General features: G+C 67.4%; 19 protein-coding genes. 11 read left to right on the top strand and 8 right to left on the bottom strand.

What is annotated here, in order from left to right:
* Position 1: 1 nt before the first annotated feature.
* On the bottom strand, positions 2 to 439 hold the full coding sequence (msrB, locus tag H6900_03335; protein MCC0072303.1) for a peptide-methionine (R)-S-oxide reductase MsrB: 438 nt from the start codon (positions 437 to 439) through the stop codon (positions 2 to 4).
* Between the two features lie 162 nt (positions 440 to 601).
* On the opposite strand from msrB, the gene H6900_03330 reads away from it, so the two are divergent.
* The 3 genes from H6900_03330 to H6900_03320 are packed head-to-tail and all read left to right on the top strand — an operon-like array spanning position 602 to position 3,695.
* The gene (locus H6900_03330) at positions 602 to 1,042 is read left to right on the top strand and encodes a MarR family transcriptional regulator (protein MCC0072302.1); all 441 of its coding nucleotides are present in this window, start codon (positions 602 to 604) and stop codon (positions 1,040 to 1,042) included.
* A complete protein-coding gene (locus H6900_03325) occupies positions 1,042 to 2,154 on the top strand; it encodes an HlyD family secretion protein (GenBank protein ID MCC0072301.1) in 1,113 nt (370 codons plus the stop codon). Before H6900_03330 ends, H6900_03325 begins: the two co-directional genes overlap by 1 nt.
* On the top strand, positions 2,151 to 3,695 hold the full coding sequence (locus H6900_03320) for a DHA2 family efflux MFS transporter permease subunit (protein ID MCC0072300.1): 1,545 nt from the start codon (positions 2,151 to 2,153) through the stop codon (positions 3,693 to 3,695). The genes H6900_03325 and H6900_03320 overlap by 4 nt, the downstream gene beginning before the upstream one ends.
* 4 nt (positions 3,696 to 3,699) lie before the next feature.
* Here H6900_03320 and H6900_03315 read toward each other — a convergent pair whose 3' ends face one another.
* From H6900_03315 to H6900_03300, 4 genes are read right to left on the bottom strand one after another with little or no spacing between them, the layout of a single operon-like run.
* Positions 3,700 to 4,575 (bottom strand): SDR family NAD(P)-dependent oxidoreductase, encoded by an 876-nt coding sequence (locus tag H6900_03315; protein ID MCC0072299.1) that lies wholly within the window; start codon positions 4,573 to 4,575, stop codon positions 3,700 to 3,702.
* Entirely contained in the window at positions 4,572 to 5,024 is a 453-nt protein-coding gene (locus H6900_03310; GenBank protein ID MCC0072298.1) for a MaoC family dehydratase, read from the bottom strand. The genes H6900_03315 and H6900_03310 overlap by 4 nt, the downstream gene beginning before the upstream one ends.
* Positions 5,021 to 5,836: an SDR family oxidoreductase gene (locus tag H6900_03305; protein ID MCC0072297.1), complete on the bottom strand. Its 816-nt coding sequence runs from the start codon at positions 5,834 to 5,836 to the stop codon at positions 5,021 to 5,023. Before H6900_03305 ends, H6900_03310 begins: the two co-directional genes overlap by 4 nt.
* Positions 5,833 to 7,671 carry an acyl-CoA dehydrogenase gene (locus H6900_03300; protein MCC0072296.1) on the bottom strand — a complete coding sequence of 613 codons (1,839 nt, stop codon included), beginning with the start codon at positions 7,669 to 7,671 and terminating at the stop codon, positions 5,833 to 5,835. The genes H6900_03305 and H6900_03300 overlap by 4 nt, the downstream gene beginning before the upstream one ends.
* Before the next feature lie 24 nt (positions 7,672 to 7,695).
* Between H6900_03300 and H6900_03295 the strand changes: the two genes are divergently transcribed.
* From H6900_03295 to H6900_03260, 8 genes are all read left to right on the top strand, one after another.
* The gene (locus H6900_03295) at positions 7,696 to 8,460 is read left to right on the top strand and encodes a FadR family transcriptional regulator (GenBank protein ID MCC0072295.1); all 765 of its coding nucleotides are present in this window, start codon (positions 7,696 to 7,698) and stop codon (positions 8,458 to 8,460) included.
* 72 nt (positions 8,461 to 8,532) lie between these two features.
* On the top strand, positions 8,533 to 10,005 hold the full coding sequence (locus H6900_03290; protein ID MCC0072294.1) for an acyl--CoA ligase: 1,473 nt from the start codon (positions 8,533 to 8,535) through the stop codon (positions 10,003 to 10,005).
* Positions 10,006 to 10,175: 170 nt separating this feature from the next.
* Positions 10,176 to 11,357: an ABC transporter substrate-binding protein gene (locus H6900_03285; GenBank protein MCC0072293.1), complete on the top strand. Its 1,182-nt coding sequence runs from the start codon at positions 10,176 to 10,178 to the stop codon at positions 11,355 to 11,357.
* Between the two features lie 77 nt (positions 11,358 to 11,434).
* On the top strand, positions 11,435 to 12,226 hold the full coding sequence (locus H6900_03280) for an ABC transporter ATP-binding protein (GenBank protein ID MCC0072292.1): 792 nt from the start codon (positions 11,435 to 11,437) through the stop codon (positions 12,224 to 12,226).
* On the top strand, positions 12,219 to 12,956 hold the full coding sequence (locus H6900_03275; GenBank protein MCC0072291.1) for an ABC transporter ATP-binding protein: 738 nt from the start codon (positions 12,219 to 12,221) through the stop codon (positions 12,954 to 12,956). Before H6900_03280 ends, H6900_03275 begins: the two co-directional genes overlap by 8 nt.
* 35 nt (positions 12,957 to 12,991) lie before the next feature.
* Positions 12,992 to 13,342, top strand: a complete 351-nt coding sequence (locus H6900_03270; protein MCC0072290.1) for a hypothetical protein — start codon at positions 12,992 to 12,994, stop codon at positions 13,340 to 13,342.
* Between the two features lie 81 nt (positions 13,343 to 13,423).
* The gene (locus H6900_03265) at positions 13,424 to 14,434 is read left to right on the top strand and encodes a branched-chain amino acid ABC transporter permease (protein ID MCC0072289.1); all 1,011 of its coding nucleotides are present in this window, start codon (positions 13,424 to 13,426) and stop codon (positions 14,432 to 14,434) included.
* Positions 14,431 to 15,729: a branched-chain amino acid ABC transporter permease gene (locus H6900_03260; GenBank protein ID MCC0072288.1), complete on the top strand. Its 1,299-nt coding sequence runs from the start codon at positions 14,431 to 14,433 to the stop codon at positions 15,727 to 15,729. The genes H6900_03265 and H6900_03260 overlap by 4 nt, the downstream gene beginning before the upstream one ends.
* A 41-nt stretch (positions 15,730 to 15,770) precedes the next feature.
* On the opposite strand, the gene H6900_03255 is transcribed toward H6900_03260, so the two are convergent.
* Genes H6900_03255 through H6900_03245 form a run of 3 tightly spaced genes read right to left on the bottom strand, consistent with a single transcriptional unit; the run spans position 15,771 to position 17,964 of the window.
* The gene (locus H6900_03255; GenBank protein MCC0072287.1) at positions 15,771 to 16,181 is read right to left on the bottom strand and encodes a PaaI family thioesterase; all 411 of its coding nucleotides are present in this window, start codon (positions 16,179 to 16,181) and stop codon (positions 15,771 to 15,773) included.
* Positions 16,174 to 16,980: an IclR family transcriptional regulator gene (locus tag H6900_03250; protein MCC0072286.1), complete on the bottom strand. Its 807-nt coding sequence runs from the start codon at positions 16,978 to 16,980 to the stop codon at positions 16,174 to 16,176. The genes H6900_03255 and H6900_03250 overlap by 8 nt, the downstream gene beginning before the upstream one ends.
* A 54-nt stretch (positions 16,981 to 17,034) precedes the next feature.
* Entirely contained in the window at positions 17,035 to 17,964 is a 930-nt protein-coding gene (locus tag H6900_03245) for a winged helix-turn-helix transcriptional regulator (GenBank protein ID MCC0072285.1), read from the bottom strand.
* Positions 17,965 to 18,003 lie beyond the last annotated feature (39 nt).

Here is an 18,003-nt window from a genome sequence, read left to right as displayed (position 1 = left end):
GTCAGTTCTCCTCGACCTGATCCAGATAGTCCCCGTAACCTTCGGCCTGCATCTGCGCCTTGGGCACGAACCGCAGGCTGGCCGAGTTGATGCAATAGCGCAACCCGCCCATGGCACGCGGCCCATCGGGAAAGACGTGTCCCAGGTGGCTGTCGCCATGCTGCGAGCGGACCTCGACGCGGACCATCCCGTGCGTGGTGTCGCGGTGTTCGGTCACATTGGCGATGGGTTTCGCAAAAGACGGCCAGCCGCAGCCCGAGTTGAACTTTTGCGAAGACGAGAACAGCGGCTCGCCCGAGACGACGTCCACATAGATCCCCGGCTCGAAATGGTGGTCGTATTCGCCGCTGAACGGCCGTTCGGTGCCGCTTTGCTGGGTGACGCGGTATTGTTCGGGCGTGAGACGCGCCAGTGCCGCAGGGGTTTTCTGATAGGACATGTGCTTCTCCCGTTCGTTTGGTTCAAATGTGGGGTGGCTTTCGCGCCGGGCAAGTCCTTTCTCGCCGTGACCGGACGGATGCGGGACCCCGCGGGGCCGCTGTCTGGACAAAAGCACGAACCGATATTATATGGGTTCGTATCTTTTGGGACACGCCCTGTCATGCAAAGCCTCGGTCTGCTGCTTCACGATGTTTCGCGCCTGCTCAAGGCCGAGTTCGAGCGCCGCACGCGCGATACGGGCCTGACGCTGAACCAGTGGCGGGTGCTGGCCACGCTGTCGCGCAAGGGCGGGCAGACGCAGGCCGCCCTGGCCGCCGCGATCGAGGTCAGCCCGATGACCGTCAGCGATGTGATCGAGCGGCTGGAAAGCCAGGGCCTGGTGCAGCGCGCGCCCGATCCGCTGGACAGCCGCGCCAAGCGCGTCACCCTGACCGAGGCCGCCGTGCCGGTCGTGGCGCGCGCGCGCGATGTCGCCAACCAGGTCTATGCCAGCGCCCTCAGCGGCCTGTCCGAACCCGAGCGCGCGACCATGGTCCACGCGCTGACGCATATCTTTGACAATCTGGTCGCCATGGCGGCGACCGAGCAGGACGTTGACTGATGAACGCCGTTTCCAAGAAAATCGACCCAACGCCCGCCGCCGCGCCCGCGCCCGAGGCCGCCGCGCCTGCGCCAGCCGCCGCGCCTGCCAAGCCGCGCAAGCGCAGCCGCAAGGGTCTGATGCTGCTTGTGCCCGTGCTGCTGGCGCTGGGTGGCAGCTTTGTCTGGTTGACCGGCGGGCGTTACATCGCCACCGACAACGCCTATGTGCACCAGCCCCTGGTGCCGATTTCGGCCGATGTCGCCGGCCGCATCACCGAGGTTTTCGTTACCGAGAACCAGTATGTCGAGGTCGGCGCCCCCCTGTTTGCCATCGACGCCGAGCCCTATCGCATCGCTCTGGCCCAGGCGGACGCGGCGCTGGCGGCCTCGCGGTTGCAGGTCGAACAGTTGCGCGCCGGGCTGGTCTCGGCGCAGGCCCAGGTCACCGCCGCCGAGGCCCTGGCCCAGGTGCGTCACCGTGATTACGAGCGCCAGCAGGAGCTGGAGAACCGCGGCCTGTCCACGCCCTCGGCGCTGGACAACGCCACGCTGGCCGCGCAATCGGCCGACAACGCGGTCGAGCTGGCGCGCGCCGGGGTCGCCGTGGCGGTGGCCGCGCTGGGCGGCGATCCGCAGATCGCCACCGACGACTTCCCCGCCGTGCGCGCGGCGCAGTCGCAGCGTGCCCAGGCCGAACGCAACCTGGGTCGGGCGCAGGTCGTCGCGCCGGTGTCGGGGGTGGTCAGCCAGATCGGCAATCTGAATGTGGGTCAATATGTGGTGCCTGGCACCTCGATCGCCAGCCTGGTGCAGCGCGATGTGACCTGGATCGACGCCAATTTCCGCGAGACCCAGCTCGAATTGCTCACCCCCGGCCTGCCGGTCACGATCAGCATCGACGCCTATCCCGATCTGGCGGTCACCGGCACGGTCGAGAGCCTGGGCGCCGCGACCGGCTCGCAGTTCGCGCTGATCCCGGCGCAGAACGCCACCGGCAACTGGGTCAAGGTCACCCAGCGCGTGCCGGTACGCATCGCGGTCGGCAGCGGCGACCTGTCACGGTTGCGCGACGGGATGAGCGCGGTGGTTTCCGTGGACACCGGACGCACGCGGCTGGATCGCCTGAGATGAGCGGGCAAACCCTGTCGAAACCCAACCTCGAGGTTCAGCACCGGGGCTGGCTGACGGCGGCGATCATGCTGGCGACGATCATGCAGGTGCTGGACACCACCATCGCCAACGTCGCGCTGCCGCATATGGCCGCCAGCCTGGGTGCCAGCCAGGAGGAGATCAACTGGGTTCTCACCTCGTATATCGTCGCCTCGGCCATCGCCACGCCGATGACCGGCTGGACCGTGGACCGGCTGGGCCGGCGCAATCTGTTCGCCATCGCCATCGCGGGATTCATGGTCTCGTCGTTGCTGTGCGGGGTCGCGACCGGGCTTGAAGAAATGATCCTGTTCCGTGTCGCGCAGGGGATCTTTGGCGCGGTGCTGGTGCCTTTGGCGCAGACCGTCATTCTGGACATCAACCCGCGCGAGCGCATCGGCCAGGCGATGGCGATCTATGGGGCCGGGATCATGGTGGGGCCGATCATCGGGCCCACGCTGGGCGGTTGGCTGACCGAGTATTTCAACTGGCGCTATGTGTTCCTCATCAACCTGCCGGTGGGTGCGCTGGCGCTGACCGGGGTTCTGATCTTCCTGCCCAACGGCCAGCCCAGGGTGCGGCGCTTCGATTTCTTCGGATTTGCCATGCTGGCGCTGGCGGTGGGCGCGCTGCAACTGCTGCTGGACCGGGGGCAGGCGGTGGACTGGTTCAACGCGCCCGAGATCTGGCTCTACACCGGGCTGGCGATCGCCGGGCTGTGGGTTTTCGCCATCCATTGCTGGACGGCCGATGACCCGTTCGTCGATCTGCGCATGTTCCGCGACCGCAATTTCTCGATGGGGCTGGTGTTCATCTTCATCATCGGCATGACGCTGTTTTCCGGGTTGGCGCTGCTGCCGCCGCTGTTGCAGGGGCTGATGGGCTATCCGGTGATGACCACCGGGCTGGTCATGGCGCCGCGCGGGATGGGCACCATGCTGTCGATGGTGCTGGTCGGGCGGCTGGTGTCGCGGTTCGACGCGCGGGGTCTGGTGCTGTTCGGGCTGGGCGCGACCGCGCTGGCGTCGTGGATGATGACGGGGTTCGACACGATGATGGACGATCGCCTGGTGATCTGGTCCGGAGTCGTTCAGGGGTTCGGGCTGGGCTTTGTCTTTGTGCCGTTGTCCACCCTGACCTTTGCCACGCTCGACGCGCGCTATCGCGGCGATGCGACGGCGTTCTTCAGCCTGGTGCGAAACGTGGGCTCGGGCGTCGGGATTTCCATCGTCACCACGGTTCTGGCGCGGATGGTGTCGGTCAACCACGAGGAACTGGCCGCGCGGCTGACCATCGATTCGCCCCAGGTGCACTTGCAGGCCCCGGGGCTGCTGTCGGGCAATCCGGCCTATGTGCGGATCCTCGACGGGCTGGTATCGCAGCAGGCGGCGATGCTGGCCTATCTGGACAATTTCTTCCTGATGCTGCTGCTGACGCTGGCCGCGGTGCCGATCGTGTTCTTCCTGCGCTCGCCCAAGGCGGCCGGGGGCCCGGCGCCGCAGATGCCCCCGGGCGAACACTGAGCTTTCAGGCTCTGGCGTCGCGCGCCATGCGGACGAATTTGCGCGTCTGGTCCAGGGCGCTGTCGTGCGTGCGGGCACCCGCCGGGTCGTCGATGCGGTCCATCGCGGCGGCGATTCCCCGGGCGGTGCGCTTCTCGGGGGGCAACCAGGCGCCTTCGGTTTCGGTGATGTGGGTCACCGCGAACACTCCCGCGCCGGCGCCCAGGATCATGCGCGAGGGCGCGTCCTGGTGCGTCAGATACAGCACGCCCGGCGACACGGTCTCGGGCGCCAGCAGGGCCGCTTCCTCGGGCGTGATCAGCCCTTCGGTCATGCCGGTGGCGGCGGTCGGGGCCAGGGTGTTGACGCGGATGTCGAACTTGGCCCCCTCGAGGTGCAGCACGTTCATCAGCCCGATCATCGCCGCCTTGGCCGCGCCATAGTTCGACTGACCAAAATTGCCATAGATCCCCGATGCCGACGAGGTCAGCACCACGCGCCCGTAACCCTGATTGCGCATGATTTCCCATACCGCCCGGGTGCAGTTGACGCTGCCCGTCAGGTGCACGGCCAGCACCAGGGCGAAATTCTCGGGCGTGAGCTTGGCAAAGGTCTTGTCGCGCAGGATGCCGGCGTTGTTGACCAGCACATCGACACGGCCCCAGGCGTCCATCACCTGCGCCACGCCGCGCGCGACCGCGTCCATGTCGGCCACGTCGCAGGCGATGGCCACGGCCTCGCCGCCCGCGGCGCGGATCTCGTCAACGACCGACTGCGGTGCGACAAGGTCAAAGAGCGCGACGCGCGCCCCCTCGGCCGCCAGGGCCAGCGCGTGGCTGCGCCCCAGACCGGCGCCTGCCCCGGTGACGATGGCCACGCGGCCCGTGAAATCCTTGCTCATGCGGTTTCTCCGTAAATCAGCATGACCAGCCATTCGGCGATCAACGCCGGGCGGTCGGTTCCCTCGATCTCGACACTGGCCGCCAGGCGCAGCATCTGCCGGTTGCCGGGCCGGTCCTCGACCGCGTGCAGCGTGAACACGCCCCGGACCCGCGCGCCCGACGGGACAGGCGACAGGAAGCGCACCTTGTCGAAGCCGTAGTTCAGGCTTTCGCGCACCTGTCCCAACATGGGCAAGGCCTGCGCCGCCATGCGGCTGAGCATGGACAGCGTCAGGAACCCGTGCGCGATGGTGCCGCCGAACGGGCTGTCGGCGGCGCGGACCGGATCGCAATGGATGAACTGGTGATCCTCGGTCACATCGGCAAACGAGTCGATGCGGGGCTGATCCAGCGCGATCCAGGCCGAGGTGCCCAGCACCGTGCCGATGCGTGCGGACAGGTCGTTCATGCGTCGTCCTCGCGGAACATGTGCAGGGGTGCCCGGGCCGAGATGCCGCCGTCCAGCGGCACGATCGCCCCCGAGACATAGGCCCCGCCGCGCCCGGTCAGGAACAGCACGGTGCCGGCCAGATCGTCCTCGCGGCCGATGCGGCCCATGGGCACAACGGCGGCGGCGGCCGATTTGCCGGCGTCGTCGCCCAGCGAATAGCGCGTCATCTTGGTTTCGAACGGGCCGGGGGCGATCGCGTTCGTCGTGACGTGCCGGCCCGAGAATTCGTTCGCCAGCACGCGCGTCAGGTGATGCACCGCCGCTTTCGACGCGGCATAGGAATAGGCGCCGTCGGAAATCGGCACCGTGCCCATGACCGAACCGATGTTGACGATCCGCGCCGGGTCGTCCGCGGTGCCTGCCGCCGTCAGCAGCGGCATCAGCCGCTGGGTCAGCACGAACAGGCCCGTCACGTTCACCGCCAGCACGCGGTCAAAGGCCCGGAAGCCATGGGTGCCGAAGGGCTCGCCCCAGGTGGCGCCGGCGTTGTTGATCAGGATGTCCAGCCGGTCGGTGCGCGACGCGACCTCGGCCGCCAGCGCGTCCACGCCGGATTCGGTGCCGACATCGCCGGCGAACCCCTCGCACGGGCCGATCGCCGACAACGCGCGCGCCACCTCGGCGCAGGCGTCACCCTTGCGCGAGGCGATCAGCACGCGGGCACCGGCGGCCAGCAGGGCCTCGGCGGCGGTGCGGCCCAGGCCGGTGGCGCCCCCGGTCACAAGGGCGGTCTTGCCGGTCAGGTCGAACAGGCGGGCGGGGTCGATCATCGGGCGTCTCCGGTGTAGTCCAGCAGGGGAACGGGTTTGCGCAACGCCAGGTCAAAGGCCCTGAGCGCGCGCGGCAGGTCATAGGCAATGAAGAACCGCGCCAGCGTGCGGCGGGTGCCGCTGTCCGCGACCAGCGCCTGGTCCAGCAGCATCCAGGCGGCCAGCGTGGTGCCGAACCCGTCCAGCACGTCGGTGGCAAAGCCCAGCCAATGGTCGCGCGGGATGGCGGGCAGGGCCTGGCGCACGTCCAGAAACCGCGCCCATGCGGCGGAAAGCGCGTGCGCCTCGTCCGCCAGATCGGCGTGGCTGGCGCGGTCGATGGTCCGGGCGATCCGTTCGGCCAGCATCTCCAGCCCTGCGCCGCCCTCTTTCAGCAGTTTGCGGCCGACAAAGTCGATGCCCTGGATGCCGGTCGTCCCCTCGTGGATCGGGTTCAGGCGCTGATCGCGGTAGAGCTGCTCCACGTCGAAATCGCGGGTATAGCCATAGCCACCGTGAATCTGGATGGCCATGGCGTTGACCTCGAGCCCCCATTCCGAGGTCCAGGTCTTGGCCGCCGGGGTCAGCAGGCCCAGCAGGCGGTCGGCGCGGGCGCGGTCCTCGGGCGTGGCGGCGGTGTCCCGGTCATCGACCAGATGGGCGCAGAACAGGATCATCGACAGCGCCGCCTCGGCGATCGCCTGCTGGCGGGTCAGCATCCGCGCCACGTCGGGGTGCGCGGCAATGGCCACCGGTGCGCCCCCTGGATCGGTGCGCCCCTGCAAACGGGTGCGCGCATAGTCCACCGACAGGGCGTGCGCGCGCATGGCGTTGGCGGCCGCACCCAGACCCACGCCCAGCCGGGCCTCATTCATCATGTGGAACATGATGGCCAGCCCGTGGCCCGGCTGGCCCACCAGCCAGCCGACCGCGCCCGCCTGCCCCCCAGGGCGATAGCGCGTGCCCTCGCCAAAGTTCAGCAGGCAGTTCGAGGTGCCCCTGTAACCCATCTTGTGATTGAGCCCGGCCACCACGACATCGTTGCGCGTGCCGTCCGGCAGGTGTTTGGGCACCACGAACAGCGACAGGCCGCGGGTGCCCTCGGGCAAGGTGCCGTCGGGATCGGGGATCTTGGCCAGCACCAGGTGATGGATCGTTTCGGAAAGGTCCTGATCCCCGCCCGAGATCCACATCTTGTTGCCGCTGAGCCGGTAGCGCGCGCCCAGATCGTCCTGCCCGTCCGGCACCGCCCGGGTGCGGACATCGGCCAGCGACGAGCCCGCCTGCGGTTCCGACAGGCACATGGTGCCAAAGGCGCGACCGTCCAGTTGCTTTGGCACGAAGGCCGCGATCTGCTGCGGGCTGGCGTTGTGCACCATCAGCCGCGCGTTGCCGACGGTCAGCATGGCATAACCGGCGGTGGCCAGGTTCGCGGCAAAGAAGCTGCCGGTCGCCGCCATGTGCACCAGTTCGGGCAGGCCCAGCCCGCCGAGGTCGGGCGCAAAGGGCGCGGCCAGGAAGCCGGCCTCGGCATAGGCCTTGAGCGCGGCGCCGACCTCGGGCAGGACCTGGACCTCGCCTGCGGGTGTCAGGCGTGGTTCGACCTGATCGCCCTTCTTGTAGTGCGGCAGAAAGCTGTCCCGCGCCATCCGGTCCGCCAGACCCAGCAGGGCCAGGATCGATTCGCGGTCGTGTTCGGCGAACCCGGGTCGCGCCAGGGTGCGGTCCAGTTCCAGCCAGTCGAACAGCAGGAATTCGACCAGGTCGGCGGGCAAAAGGGTGTCGGTCACGGCGCTCTCCCTTGCGTCGGCATGGGACAGGGGTAACGCAGCTTTCTTTGTTGAACAATACAACATTTGAACCGGAGGCGCCCGTCCGCTATGACGGCAGGGCAGCAGGAGGTCCGCATGTTCCAACGTATCGAGGTGAAGCCCGCCTATCGCGTGGTCTGCGAAACGATCGAGGCGCAGATCGTCGCCGGCACCCTGCGCCCCGGCACCCTGCTGCCGACCGAGACCCAGCTTGCTGACAGTTTCGGCCTGACCCGCCACACCGTGCGCGAAGGGTTGCGGCAGCTTGAGAAAAGCGGCCTGGTCGGGCGCGCCGCAGGGCGGCGGCTGGCGGTGCGCCTGCCCGATCATGCCGAACTGGCCCCGCGCGCCACGCAGATCCTGCGGATGCAAGGTGTCACCTTCCACGAGTTGTGGGAGGCCTCGATGCTGCTGGAACCCGAATCCGCGCGTGGCGCCGCGGCGCATGTCGCGCCGCCGGATCTGGCCGCGCTCGACGCCAATCTGGCCGCGATGGAGGACGCCGTGCGCGCCGGGCGGTCGATCATCGCGCTGGACGTCGAATTTCACGCCCTGCTGGCGGCGATCGCGGCGAACAAGGCGCTGATGCTGGCGCGCGAGCCGGTCTCGCAACTGTTCTTTCCGGCGCTGAAGCAGTTGTTCGACCACCCGCGCACGCGCGACAGCGGCCCGCGCCGCCTGATCGAGGCGCATCGCCAGATCGTCGCGGCCCTGCGCGCGCGCGACGGCGTCATGGCCGAGGCCTGGATGCGCCGCCACATACAGGATTTTCGACGGGGCTATGACGTTTGCGGGCTGGATACGGACCAGCCGCTGCCTGCAAGTTTCGGCTGACGGAACATACTTCCATTTCTATTGACGACCCGGTCGATCCGCCTGTAGCCAAGGCGAAACACGGAGGCACCGATGCGCTGGATCGAGGATCTGATCGCCGACAAATCCGACGATGCCCCCGCGCTGATCGACCACGACGGCGCGCGCCTGACCTATGCCGATCTGCGCCGCGCGGTGGCCGAGGGCACGCGGGCGCTGCGGGACCTGGGCGTGCGGCCCGGCGACCGTGTGCTGGTGGTGGCCGAGAACAGCGTGCTGATGGCGGTGGCGTTTCTGGCGGCAGCGGGATTGCGCGCCTGGTGCATTCCGCTGAACGCGCGGCTGACCGGCCCCGAGCTGGACGCCATCCGCGCCCATGCCACGCCGCGCGCGGTCGTGTTCACCACCGATGTTTCGGTCGATGCGCAGGGCCATGCCGACCGACTCGGTGCCGGGCCGGGGCCGGTGGTGCTGGGCCGTCCCTGGATCGCGCTGACCGATCCGGCGGCGCAGCCCGAGCCGGTCGCCACCACGCCCGAGGACCAGGTCGCGGCGATGGTCTACACCTCGGGCACGACCGGCGAACCCAAGGGCGTGATGCTGTCGCACGCCAGTCTTCTGTTCAACGCCACGCATTCCGCGCGGTCGCGCGGCATGGGCCCGGGCGACGAGATCGCGCTGTCGCTGCCCTGCACGCATATCATGGCCCTGTCCACCGCGTTGCTGGCGGCCTTTCAGTCGGGCGCTTGTGTCCGCCTGTTGCCCCGGTTCAGCGTGGCCGGCCAGTTGGCGGCGCTGGCCCAGGGGGCGACGATCATGTCGGGCGTGCCGTTGATGTATGAACAGATCCTGCGCGCGTGCGAGGGCGGCACCGGGCTGGACGCCCCCCGTCTCAGGATGATCGGCTGCGGTGGCGCGCCCCTGGACCCGGCGCTGAAAGCCCGGGTCGAGGCCCTGTTTGGCCTGCCGCTGGCGAACGGGTATGGCCTGACCGAGGCCGGCCCGGGCATCTCCAGCACCTCGTTCGGGCCCTATCGGGCGGACGGGTCGGTGGGCTATCCCTATCCCGGTTGCGATGCGCGCGTGGCCAACCCCGGGCCTGACGGCGTGGGCGAGCTGGAGTTTCGCGGCCCCAACGTGATGCTGGGGTATTACCTCAACCCCCGGGCCACGACGCAGGCGATGACCGAAGACGGCTATCTGCGCACCGGCGATCTGGCGCGAATCGACCCCGACGGCGCGCTGCATCTGGTGGGGCGCCTGAAAGAGGTCATCATCCGGTCCGGCTTCAACGTCTACCCGCCCGAGGTCGAGGCCGCGCTGATGAGCTGCCCCGGCGTGGTTCAGGCGGCGGTCCTGGGCCGCAGGGTTCCCGGCAACGAAGAGGTGCTGGCCTATGTCACCACCGACGGCGACGTTGCGCCGGCAACCATCGCCGCCCATCTGCGCGCGCGGCTGGCCGCCTACAAGCAACCGCAGCAGGTGATCGTCGTGCCCGCGATGCCGCTGACCTCGGCCGGGAAGATCCGCAAACCCGACCTGTTGCGGGAATTCGGACCCAACTGACCGCTTGACCCTACGGAAAGCGCAAAGATTCTGCGCGTGCCTGCGAAAAGGGCGTTGAGTGCCTCTGAAAGATAGGCTTGAAATGGGGGTATGTCCCCGGTGACCGCCACAAATGGGCGGGCGGTTCCGGGCGACCAAACAAAAAAGCCCAACTGGGAGAGGATAAGACCATGAAAAAATTCCTGCTGACGACCGCGATCGCCGGTCTGACCGCTGGTGCCGCCTATGCCGATGACGTGAATATCGGCGTCATCCTGGGCTTCACCGGCCCGCTGGAATCCATCACCCCGACCATGGCCGCTGCCGCCGAACTGGCGATGTCCGAAGTGAACGCCTCGGGTCTGTTCACGCTGGGCAATATCGTGCCGGTGCGCGGCGACGACGGGTGCATCGATTCGGGTCTGGCGGTGGCGACGGCCGAACGCCTCATCACCTCGGACCACATCCACGGCATCGTCGGGGCAGACTGCTCGGGCGTGACCGGCGCCATCCTGCAGAACGCCGCGCGCCCCAACGGCGTGGTGATGATCTCGCCCTCGGCGACCTCGCCGGCGCTGTCCACCGCCGAGGATGACGGCCTGTTCTTCCGCACCGCGCCCTCGGATGCGCGCCAGGGCCAGATCGCGGCCAGCATCCTGCGTGACCGCGGTGTCAACTCGATCGCCATCACCTATACCAACAACGACTACGGCGCGGGCCTGGCCGACGCGATCAAGACCGCGTTCGAGGCCGCCGGCGGCACCGTGACCATGGTTGCCAGCCACGAAGACGGCAAGGCCGACTATTCGGCCGAAGTCGCCGCGTTGGCGGCGGCGGGCGGCGACGTTCTGGTCGTTGCCGGCTATGTGGACCAGGGCGGCCGCGGCATCATCCGCTCGGCGCTGGATCTGGGCGCGTTCGACACGTTCGAACTGACCGACGGCATGATCGGCCAGAGCCTGATCGACGCCATGGGTTCGGAACTGCAAGGGTCCTACGGCCAGCTTCCGGGCGCCGACAACCCCGGCACGCAGATGTTCCAGGACCTGGCCAGCGCGGCCGGCATCGACGGGACCTCGGCCTTTGCGCCGGAATCGTATGACGCGGCGGCGCTGATGATGCTGGCCATGGCGGCGGCGGGTTCGACCAACTCGGCCGACTACAAGGATCACGTGATGGACGTGGCCAACGCGCCGGGCGAGCAGATCTATCCCGGCCAGCTGGCCCACGCGCTGGAAGTGATCGCGGCGGGTGGCGACGTGGACTATGTCGGCGCCTCGGCCGTGGAACTGATCGGACCGGGTGAAAGCGCGGGCAACTACCGCGAGCTGGAAATCCAGGGCAACGAGTTCACCACGGTTCGTTTCCGCTGATCGTCACCGACAACTGAAACAGGGATGGCCCGAGACTGCTGCGCGGTCTCGGGCTGTTCCCTATCAGGAGAACGCCCATGATCAGGGTGGAGAATCTGCACAAGCACTTTGGCGGCTTTCATGCCGTCGATGGTGCGACGCTGCAAATTGCCGAAGGGTCGATCACGGGCCTCATCGGCCCGAACGGTGCCGGCAAGACGACGCTGTTCAACGTGATCGCCGGGGTGCTGAAGCCCACGTCGGGCAGGGTCACCATGGCCGGCGAGGACATCACCGGGCTGGAACCGCACGAGCTGTTCCACAAGGGCCTGCTCAGGACCTTTCAGATCGCACACGAGTTTCATTCGATGACCGTGCGCGAGAACCTGATGATGGTCCCCGCGCGGCAGGCCGGCGAATCGCTGATGTCGGCGTGGTTCCAGCGCCGCCGCGTGCGACTCGAGGATGAGGAAATCCGCCGGCGCGCCAACGAGGTGCTGGAATTCCTGACCATCGACCACATCGCCGATCAAAAGGCGGGCCAGATTTCCGGCGGGCAGAAAAAGCTGCTGGAGCTGGGGCGCACGATGATGACCGACGCCAAGATCGTCTTTCTGGACGAGGTCGGCGCCGGCGTGAACCGGACGCTTCTGAACACCATCGCCGACGCCATCGTGCGCCTGAACCAGGAGCGCGGCTATACCTTTGTCGTGATCGAGCACGACATGGATTTCATCGGCCGTATCTGCAACCCGGTGATCTGCATGGCCGAGGGCAAGGTCCTGGCCGAGGGCACCCTGGACGAGATCAAGGCCAACGAACAGGTGATCGAGGCCTATCTGGGCACCGGTCTGAAGAACAAGGTCAAGGCGGAGGTGGGGCATGTCTGAACATCCCGTCAAACCCGATCCCCAGGCGGTGCTGATCGGCGACAGCATGACCGGCGGCTATGGCAGTGGCGCGGACATCCTGCACGATTGCACGATTGCCGTGGACAAGGGCGAGATCGCGGTGATCGTCGGGCCCAACGGGGCCGGCAAATCGACCGCGATGAAAGCCGTTTTCGGGATGCTGAACCTGCGCAAGGGTCAGGTGCGGCTGAACGGCGAGGACATCACCGGCCTGTCACCGCAGGCCCGCGTGTCCAAGGGGATGGGGTTCGTTCCTCAGACGAACAACATCTTCCCCTCGATGACGGTCGAGGAAAACCTGGAGATGGGCGCCTTCATACGCGAGGACGACTATCGCACCACGATGGAGCAGATCTACGCGCTGTTCCCGATCCTGCGCGACAAACGCCGCCAGGCGGCAGGCGAGCTTTCGGGCGGGCAGCGCCAGCAGGTGGCCGTCGGCCGTGCGCTGATGACCAAACCCTCGGTGCTGATGCTCGATGAGCCCACGGCGGGCGTGTCGCCCATCGTCATGGATGAACTCTTCGACCGCATCATCGAGATCGCGCGCACGGGGATTTCCATCCTGATGGTCGAACAGAATGCCCGTCAGGCACTGGAGATCGCGCACAAGGGCTATGTCCTGGTGCAAGGCGCCAACCGGTTCACGGATACCGGACAGGCCCTGCTGGCCGACCCCGAGGTCCGCCGGTCCTTTCTGGGGGGTTAACGATGCGGTTTTCCCTATCCAGGACAGTTGCGTTGATGGCCCTGGGGGCCCCCGGCGCGGCGCTGGCGTTTCAAACCGCCGACTGCCGGTTCGACCAACGCTGTGCCAGCGATGGCCTGTGCGAACCCGCCGAGGTCGTGGCGCGGATACAGCGCAGCACGCCCATTGACGCGGTCATCGGCTTCCACATGGGCGACATCGACCTGGGGCTGAGCTTGCTCGATTTCGACTCGACTCATGTGCTCTGGGGTGCGGATCATGACTCGGGGGCCTTCATGCTGCGCATCGAGCGGGCGCCGCCGACCGTCGAGCTGACCTTTGTCGGGCTCGATGGCAAGGTCGATTGGGTGATGCACGGCAATTGCGGGGATTTTCAGGATGCGTGAGACCTCCCGCGATCGGGCCCGCATTGACACCCGGCACCGTGTGCCCGCCTCTTTCCCCATCGAAACCGGAAAGGCTTCGACATGGATATTCTGAACGCCCTGGTCCTCATGGCCAACTTCGTTCTGATTCCCGCGCTGTCCTATGGCAGCCAGCTGGCGCTGGGCGCTTTGGGAATCACGCTGATCTACGGCATTTTGCGGTTCTCGCATTTCGCGCATGGCGACATCATGGCCTTTGGCACGATGGTCGTCGTGCTGGTCACCTGGCTGCTGCAAGGCTGGGGTGTGTCGCTGGGTCCGTTGCCCTCGGCGCTGCTGGCCCTGCCTGCGGGCATCGTCGCGACGGCGATCATGCTGCTGCTGATCGACCGCTCGGTCTATCGCTTCTATCGCCGGGTCAAGGCGCAGCCCATCGTTGTCGTCATGGCCTCGTTGGGGGTGATGTTCGTGTTGAACGGGCTGGTGCGCTTCATCATCGGGCCCAACGACCAGAATTTCGCCGATGGCGCGCGCTTCCTGTTCACGGTGCGTGATTTTCGCGATGCGACGGGCCTGGACGAGGGGCTGGGCCTGCGCGTCAGCCAGGTCATCACCATCGTCACCACGCTGATCGTGGTGTCGGGCCTGTTCTGGTTCCTCAACCGCACGCGGGCGGGCAAGTCGATGCGCGCCTATTCCGACAACGAGGATCTGGCGCTTCTGTCCGGCATCAACCCCGAGCGCGTGGTGGTCATCACCTGGCTGATCGTGGCGGTTCTGGTGACCGTCGCGGGCACGCTTTACGGGCTGGACAAAAGCTTCAAGCCCTTCACCTATTTCCAGCTTCTGCTGCCGATGTTCGCGGCGGCGATCCTGGGGGGCATGGGAAATCCCGTGGGGGCCGTGGTCGGGGCCTATATCATCGCCCTGTCCGAAGTGGGCGTGACCTACGCCTTTCGCAAGTTCCTGCAATACCTGCTGCCGGAAAGCTGGGCCCCTGACGGGCTGGTCCAGCTGCTGTCCACGGATTACAAATTCGCGGTGTCCTTCGTCCTGCTGGTCGTTGTGCTGCTGATCCGTCCGACCGGCCTGTTCAAGGGGCAATCGCTATGAACCTTCGCAATATCACGCTGTTTGCCATCATGGCGGTGCTGCTGCTGCTGGTCGGCTATCTGCAAAGCTGGTCGGTGGCCATGGGGCTGGTGAACATGTGCCTCATCTCGGCCATCATGGCGCTGGGGGTGAACATCCAGTGGGGCTATGCGGGCCTCTTTTCGGTCGGCACCATGGGGTTCGTCGCGGTCGGGGGGCTGGCGGTGGTGCTGACCTCGATGCCGCCGGTGCATGACGCCTGGGCGGCGGGCGGCCTGGGCATCCTGGGCGGCCTGGCGCTGGGCGTGCTGACCATCGTCGCGGCGGTGCAGGTCTGGCGTCGGATGCGCCCGGGCTGGGGCCGGACCCTGACCCTGATCGCGGTCCTGGTCGTGGGCTTCGTGCTGTATCGCGCGGTGCTGGACCCGGCGGTCGATGCGGTCGAAGGCACCAACACGGCCTCGGCCGGCTATCTGGGGGGCGCGGGCCTGCCGGTGCTGCTGTCCTGGGTGGTCGGCGCGGCCATGGCGGCGGGTGTCGCCTGGGTCATCGGCAAGGTCAGCCTGGGCCTGCGGTCGGACTATCTGGCCATCGCCACCCTGGGCATCGCCGAGACCATCATCGCCGTGATGAAGAACGAGGACTGGCTGTCGCGCGGCGTGCGCAACGTGAACGGCCTGCCGCGCCCCGTGCCCTACGAGGTGGACCTGCAAAACAGCGTCACCTTCCAGGGCTGGGCCGACTGGCTCGGGCTCAGCACGGTCGAGGCCTCGTCGCTGTTCGTCAAACTGTGCTACGCGGCGTTGTTCATCGTCGTGCTGGCGGCGATCATGTGGCTGTCGGAACGCGCCTGGCGCGCGCCCTGGGGCCGGATGATGCGCGCCATCCGCGACAACGAGACCGCGGCGCGGGCGATGGGCAAGAACGTCACGGCGCGGCACCTTCAGGTGTTCATCCTGGGGTCGGCGATCTGCGGGCTGGCGGGGGCGATGCTGACCACGCTGGACGGCCTGATGACGCCGGGCGCGTATCAGCCGCTTCGCTTCACGTTCCTCATCTGGGTGATGGTGATCGTCGGCGGATCGGGCAACAACTGGGGCGCCGTTCTGGGCGGGTTCCTGATCTGGTTCCTGTGGGTCGAGGTCGAGCCCATCGGCACATGGCTGATTACCGTCGGGACCTCGGCCATGCCGGCAGATTCGGCGCTGCGGGCGCATCTGCTGGATTCGGCGGCCTACATGCGGCTGATGACGATGGGGCTGATCCTGCTGGTGGTGCTGAGGTTCGCGCCGCGCGGCCTGATCCCCGAAAAGTGACCCCCGAAAAGTGACAAACGGGTTGCCGCGCGCCTGTGCCGTCAGGCGCGCGGTTTGACCAGCTTGAAGGTGCCCGTGGCGCTGGCCAGAATCTGGCCGGTCTCGTCGCGCACCTCGCCTTCGGCAAAGAAGATGTTGCGCCCGCCGCCGACGCGTCGCCCCTCACAGGTCAGCCGCGTGCCGCCTTTGGGCTGCGACAGGTAGCTGACGTTCAGGTTCAACGTGATCGACGGCAGGAACCGGTCGGGATCGCCCATCCAGCTGCCCGAACTTCCCAGCGCGGTGTCCAGGATCGTCGCGTAGACGCCGCCGTGCGGGATGCCCAGCGGGTTCAGATGCTCAGGCCCAAGGGTCAGCTCGAACTGGGCGTAATCCTGCGCAAAGCCGGCTCTGCGCATCCCGATGTGGCCGGTAAAGCCAGGGCGGCGGGGCGTTTCGATCGGGTCATTCATGGTCTGGTGGCCTCAGGCTGAGGGTTCGTGCGGCGCGCAGAAGACGCGGCGCATAGGTGTCCAGCAGCATGGCCTCGGGATTGAGAAAGGCGAAGCCGCCGACGTTGATGGCAGCCAGCGCCTGGCCCTGGACGGGCATCACCGGCACCGCGATGCCGTTGATCTCGGGGCGCCATTCCCCGAACGAGGTGCAGAACCCCCAGCGCGCGAAATCCTCGCGCGCGCGGGACAGGCCGTTGCGCAGCCGGTCGTGGCGGTCGGCCGGTGACTGGCGCAGGGCCTCGTCCAGAAGCGTGTCCTGCATCGCGGTGGGCAGGCCCATCAGGATCGCGCGGCCGATGGCGCTGTGAAACAGCGGCACCTGCGCGCCCAGGTGGAACACCATCGACACCGAATTGGGCGAGCGATGGGTCGCCAGGTAGACCACCGACTGGCCATAGCGTTCGCCCAGCGCGGCCGCGACATTGGGATTGTCGCCGGCGCAGAGGTCGGCCAGTTCCAGCGCGGCGCGGTCTTTCAGCTCCATGCCCGCCAGAACCCCGAACCCGAGGGTCAGAACGCCCGGCCCCAGGCGGTATTCCCCGCCCGGTTCGCCCTGTTGCAGATAGCCCAGCTTGCACAGGGTATAGGTCAGGCGCGTCACGGTTGCCTTGGGCAGGCCGGTGCGCTGGGCAAAGGCGTGGTTCGACAGCCAGGTTTCGCTGGGGCGAAAGGCGCGCAGCAACGAGAGCCCGCGCGACAGGGCGCTGACGAACTTGGGGTCGTCCGGGGTCTCGTCTTCGTCGTCGGGGGGCGTCACGGGCGGCTCCGGGGTTCGTTTCGAATGTCAGAATATTGTTCCGAAAGACGGAACTCAACCACCCCGAGGCCGGATGCGCAGCGTTTCGCGGCTGAGCCAGGCGCCGCAATGGTCGCATTTGTAGCGCGCGCGCAGGATCGCGCCACACGCGTGCACCCTGAGGTCTGGCGGCGCTTGCCCGCCGTTGCACCAGCGATCGCCCCAGTCGGCAATGGCCAGAAGCAGCGGGTAGAACCCCTCGGCCCGGGGCAGAACGGAATAGACCAGACGGCGGCCCTGCGCCTCTTCGTGGATCAGCCCCAGGTCCTTCAGCTTGTCCAGCCTGTCGCGGACGATCCCCGGCCCCAGCGCCAGGTCCTGGGCGATCGACAGCATGTGGCGCGGTTCCTGGAACAGCAGATACAGGATCTCGTTGCAGGGCAGGTCCCCGACCAGCGAGGCCGCGACCAGCCCGTCGGTATCCGAACCGGCGGTGACGCTGGCGTCGTTGCGGCGCGCCAGGCGCGGGCGCGGGTCGGTTTCGATCTGGTCGGGCTGGGTGCGTTGGATGGTGACGGCGTCACTGGTGACCGGGGCGTCGCAGGCGGTGCAGCACCAATGCGCGCTGAGCACATGGCCGCAGGTCTGGTGCACGATGTCGAAGGGCAGGATCGCGGCGCTGCCCGGATTCGACTGATGCCACAGCCAGATCGCATACATCGCATCCTGTAGATCCAGCGCCTTTGCCGTGGGCGCATAATCCATCGCCGCATGGCCGGGACCCGTGGGGCGGCGATACATCATCTGCTCGCGGCACAGATGCGCCAGACGCAAGGACAGGGTTTGCCTGGGAATGTTCAGCGCGCGCTGAAAGGCGCTGAACCGGCGGACCCCGTTGAACAGCTCTTTCAGGATGAGCATGGTCCAGGGATCGGCCAGCACCATGAGCGCCCGCCTGAGCGAGGTCGCGGGCGGGCCTGTCACGATGTGTTCGCCGTCATCCATGCGGCGCACCCAAGCACGGGTGCGCCACCTTGGCAATGC

The organism is Rhodobacter sp., assembly GCA_020637515.1.
Classification (GTDB): Bacteria; Pseudomonadota; Alphaproteobacteria; order Rhodobacterales; family Rhodobacteraceae; genus Pararhodobacter.
This window is presented reverse-complemented; position numbering and strand designations above follow the sequence as displayed.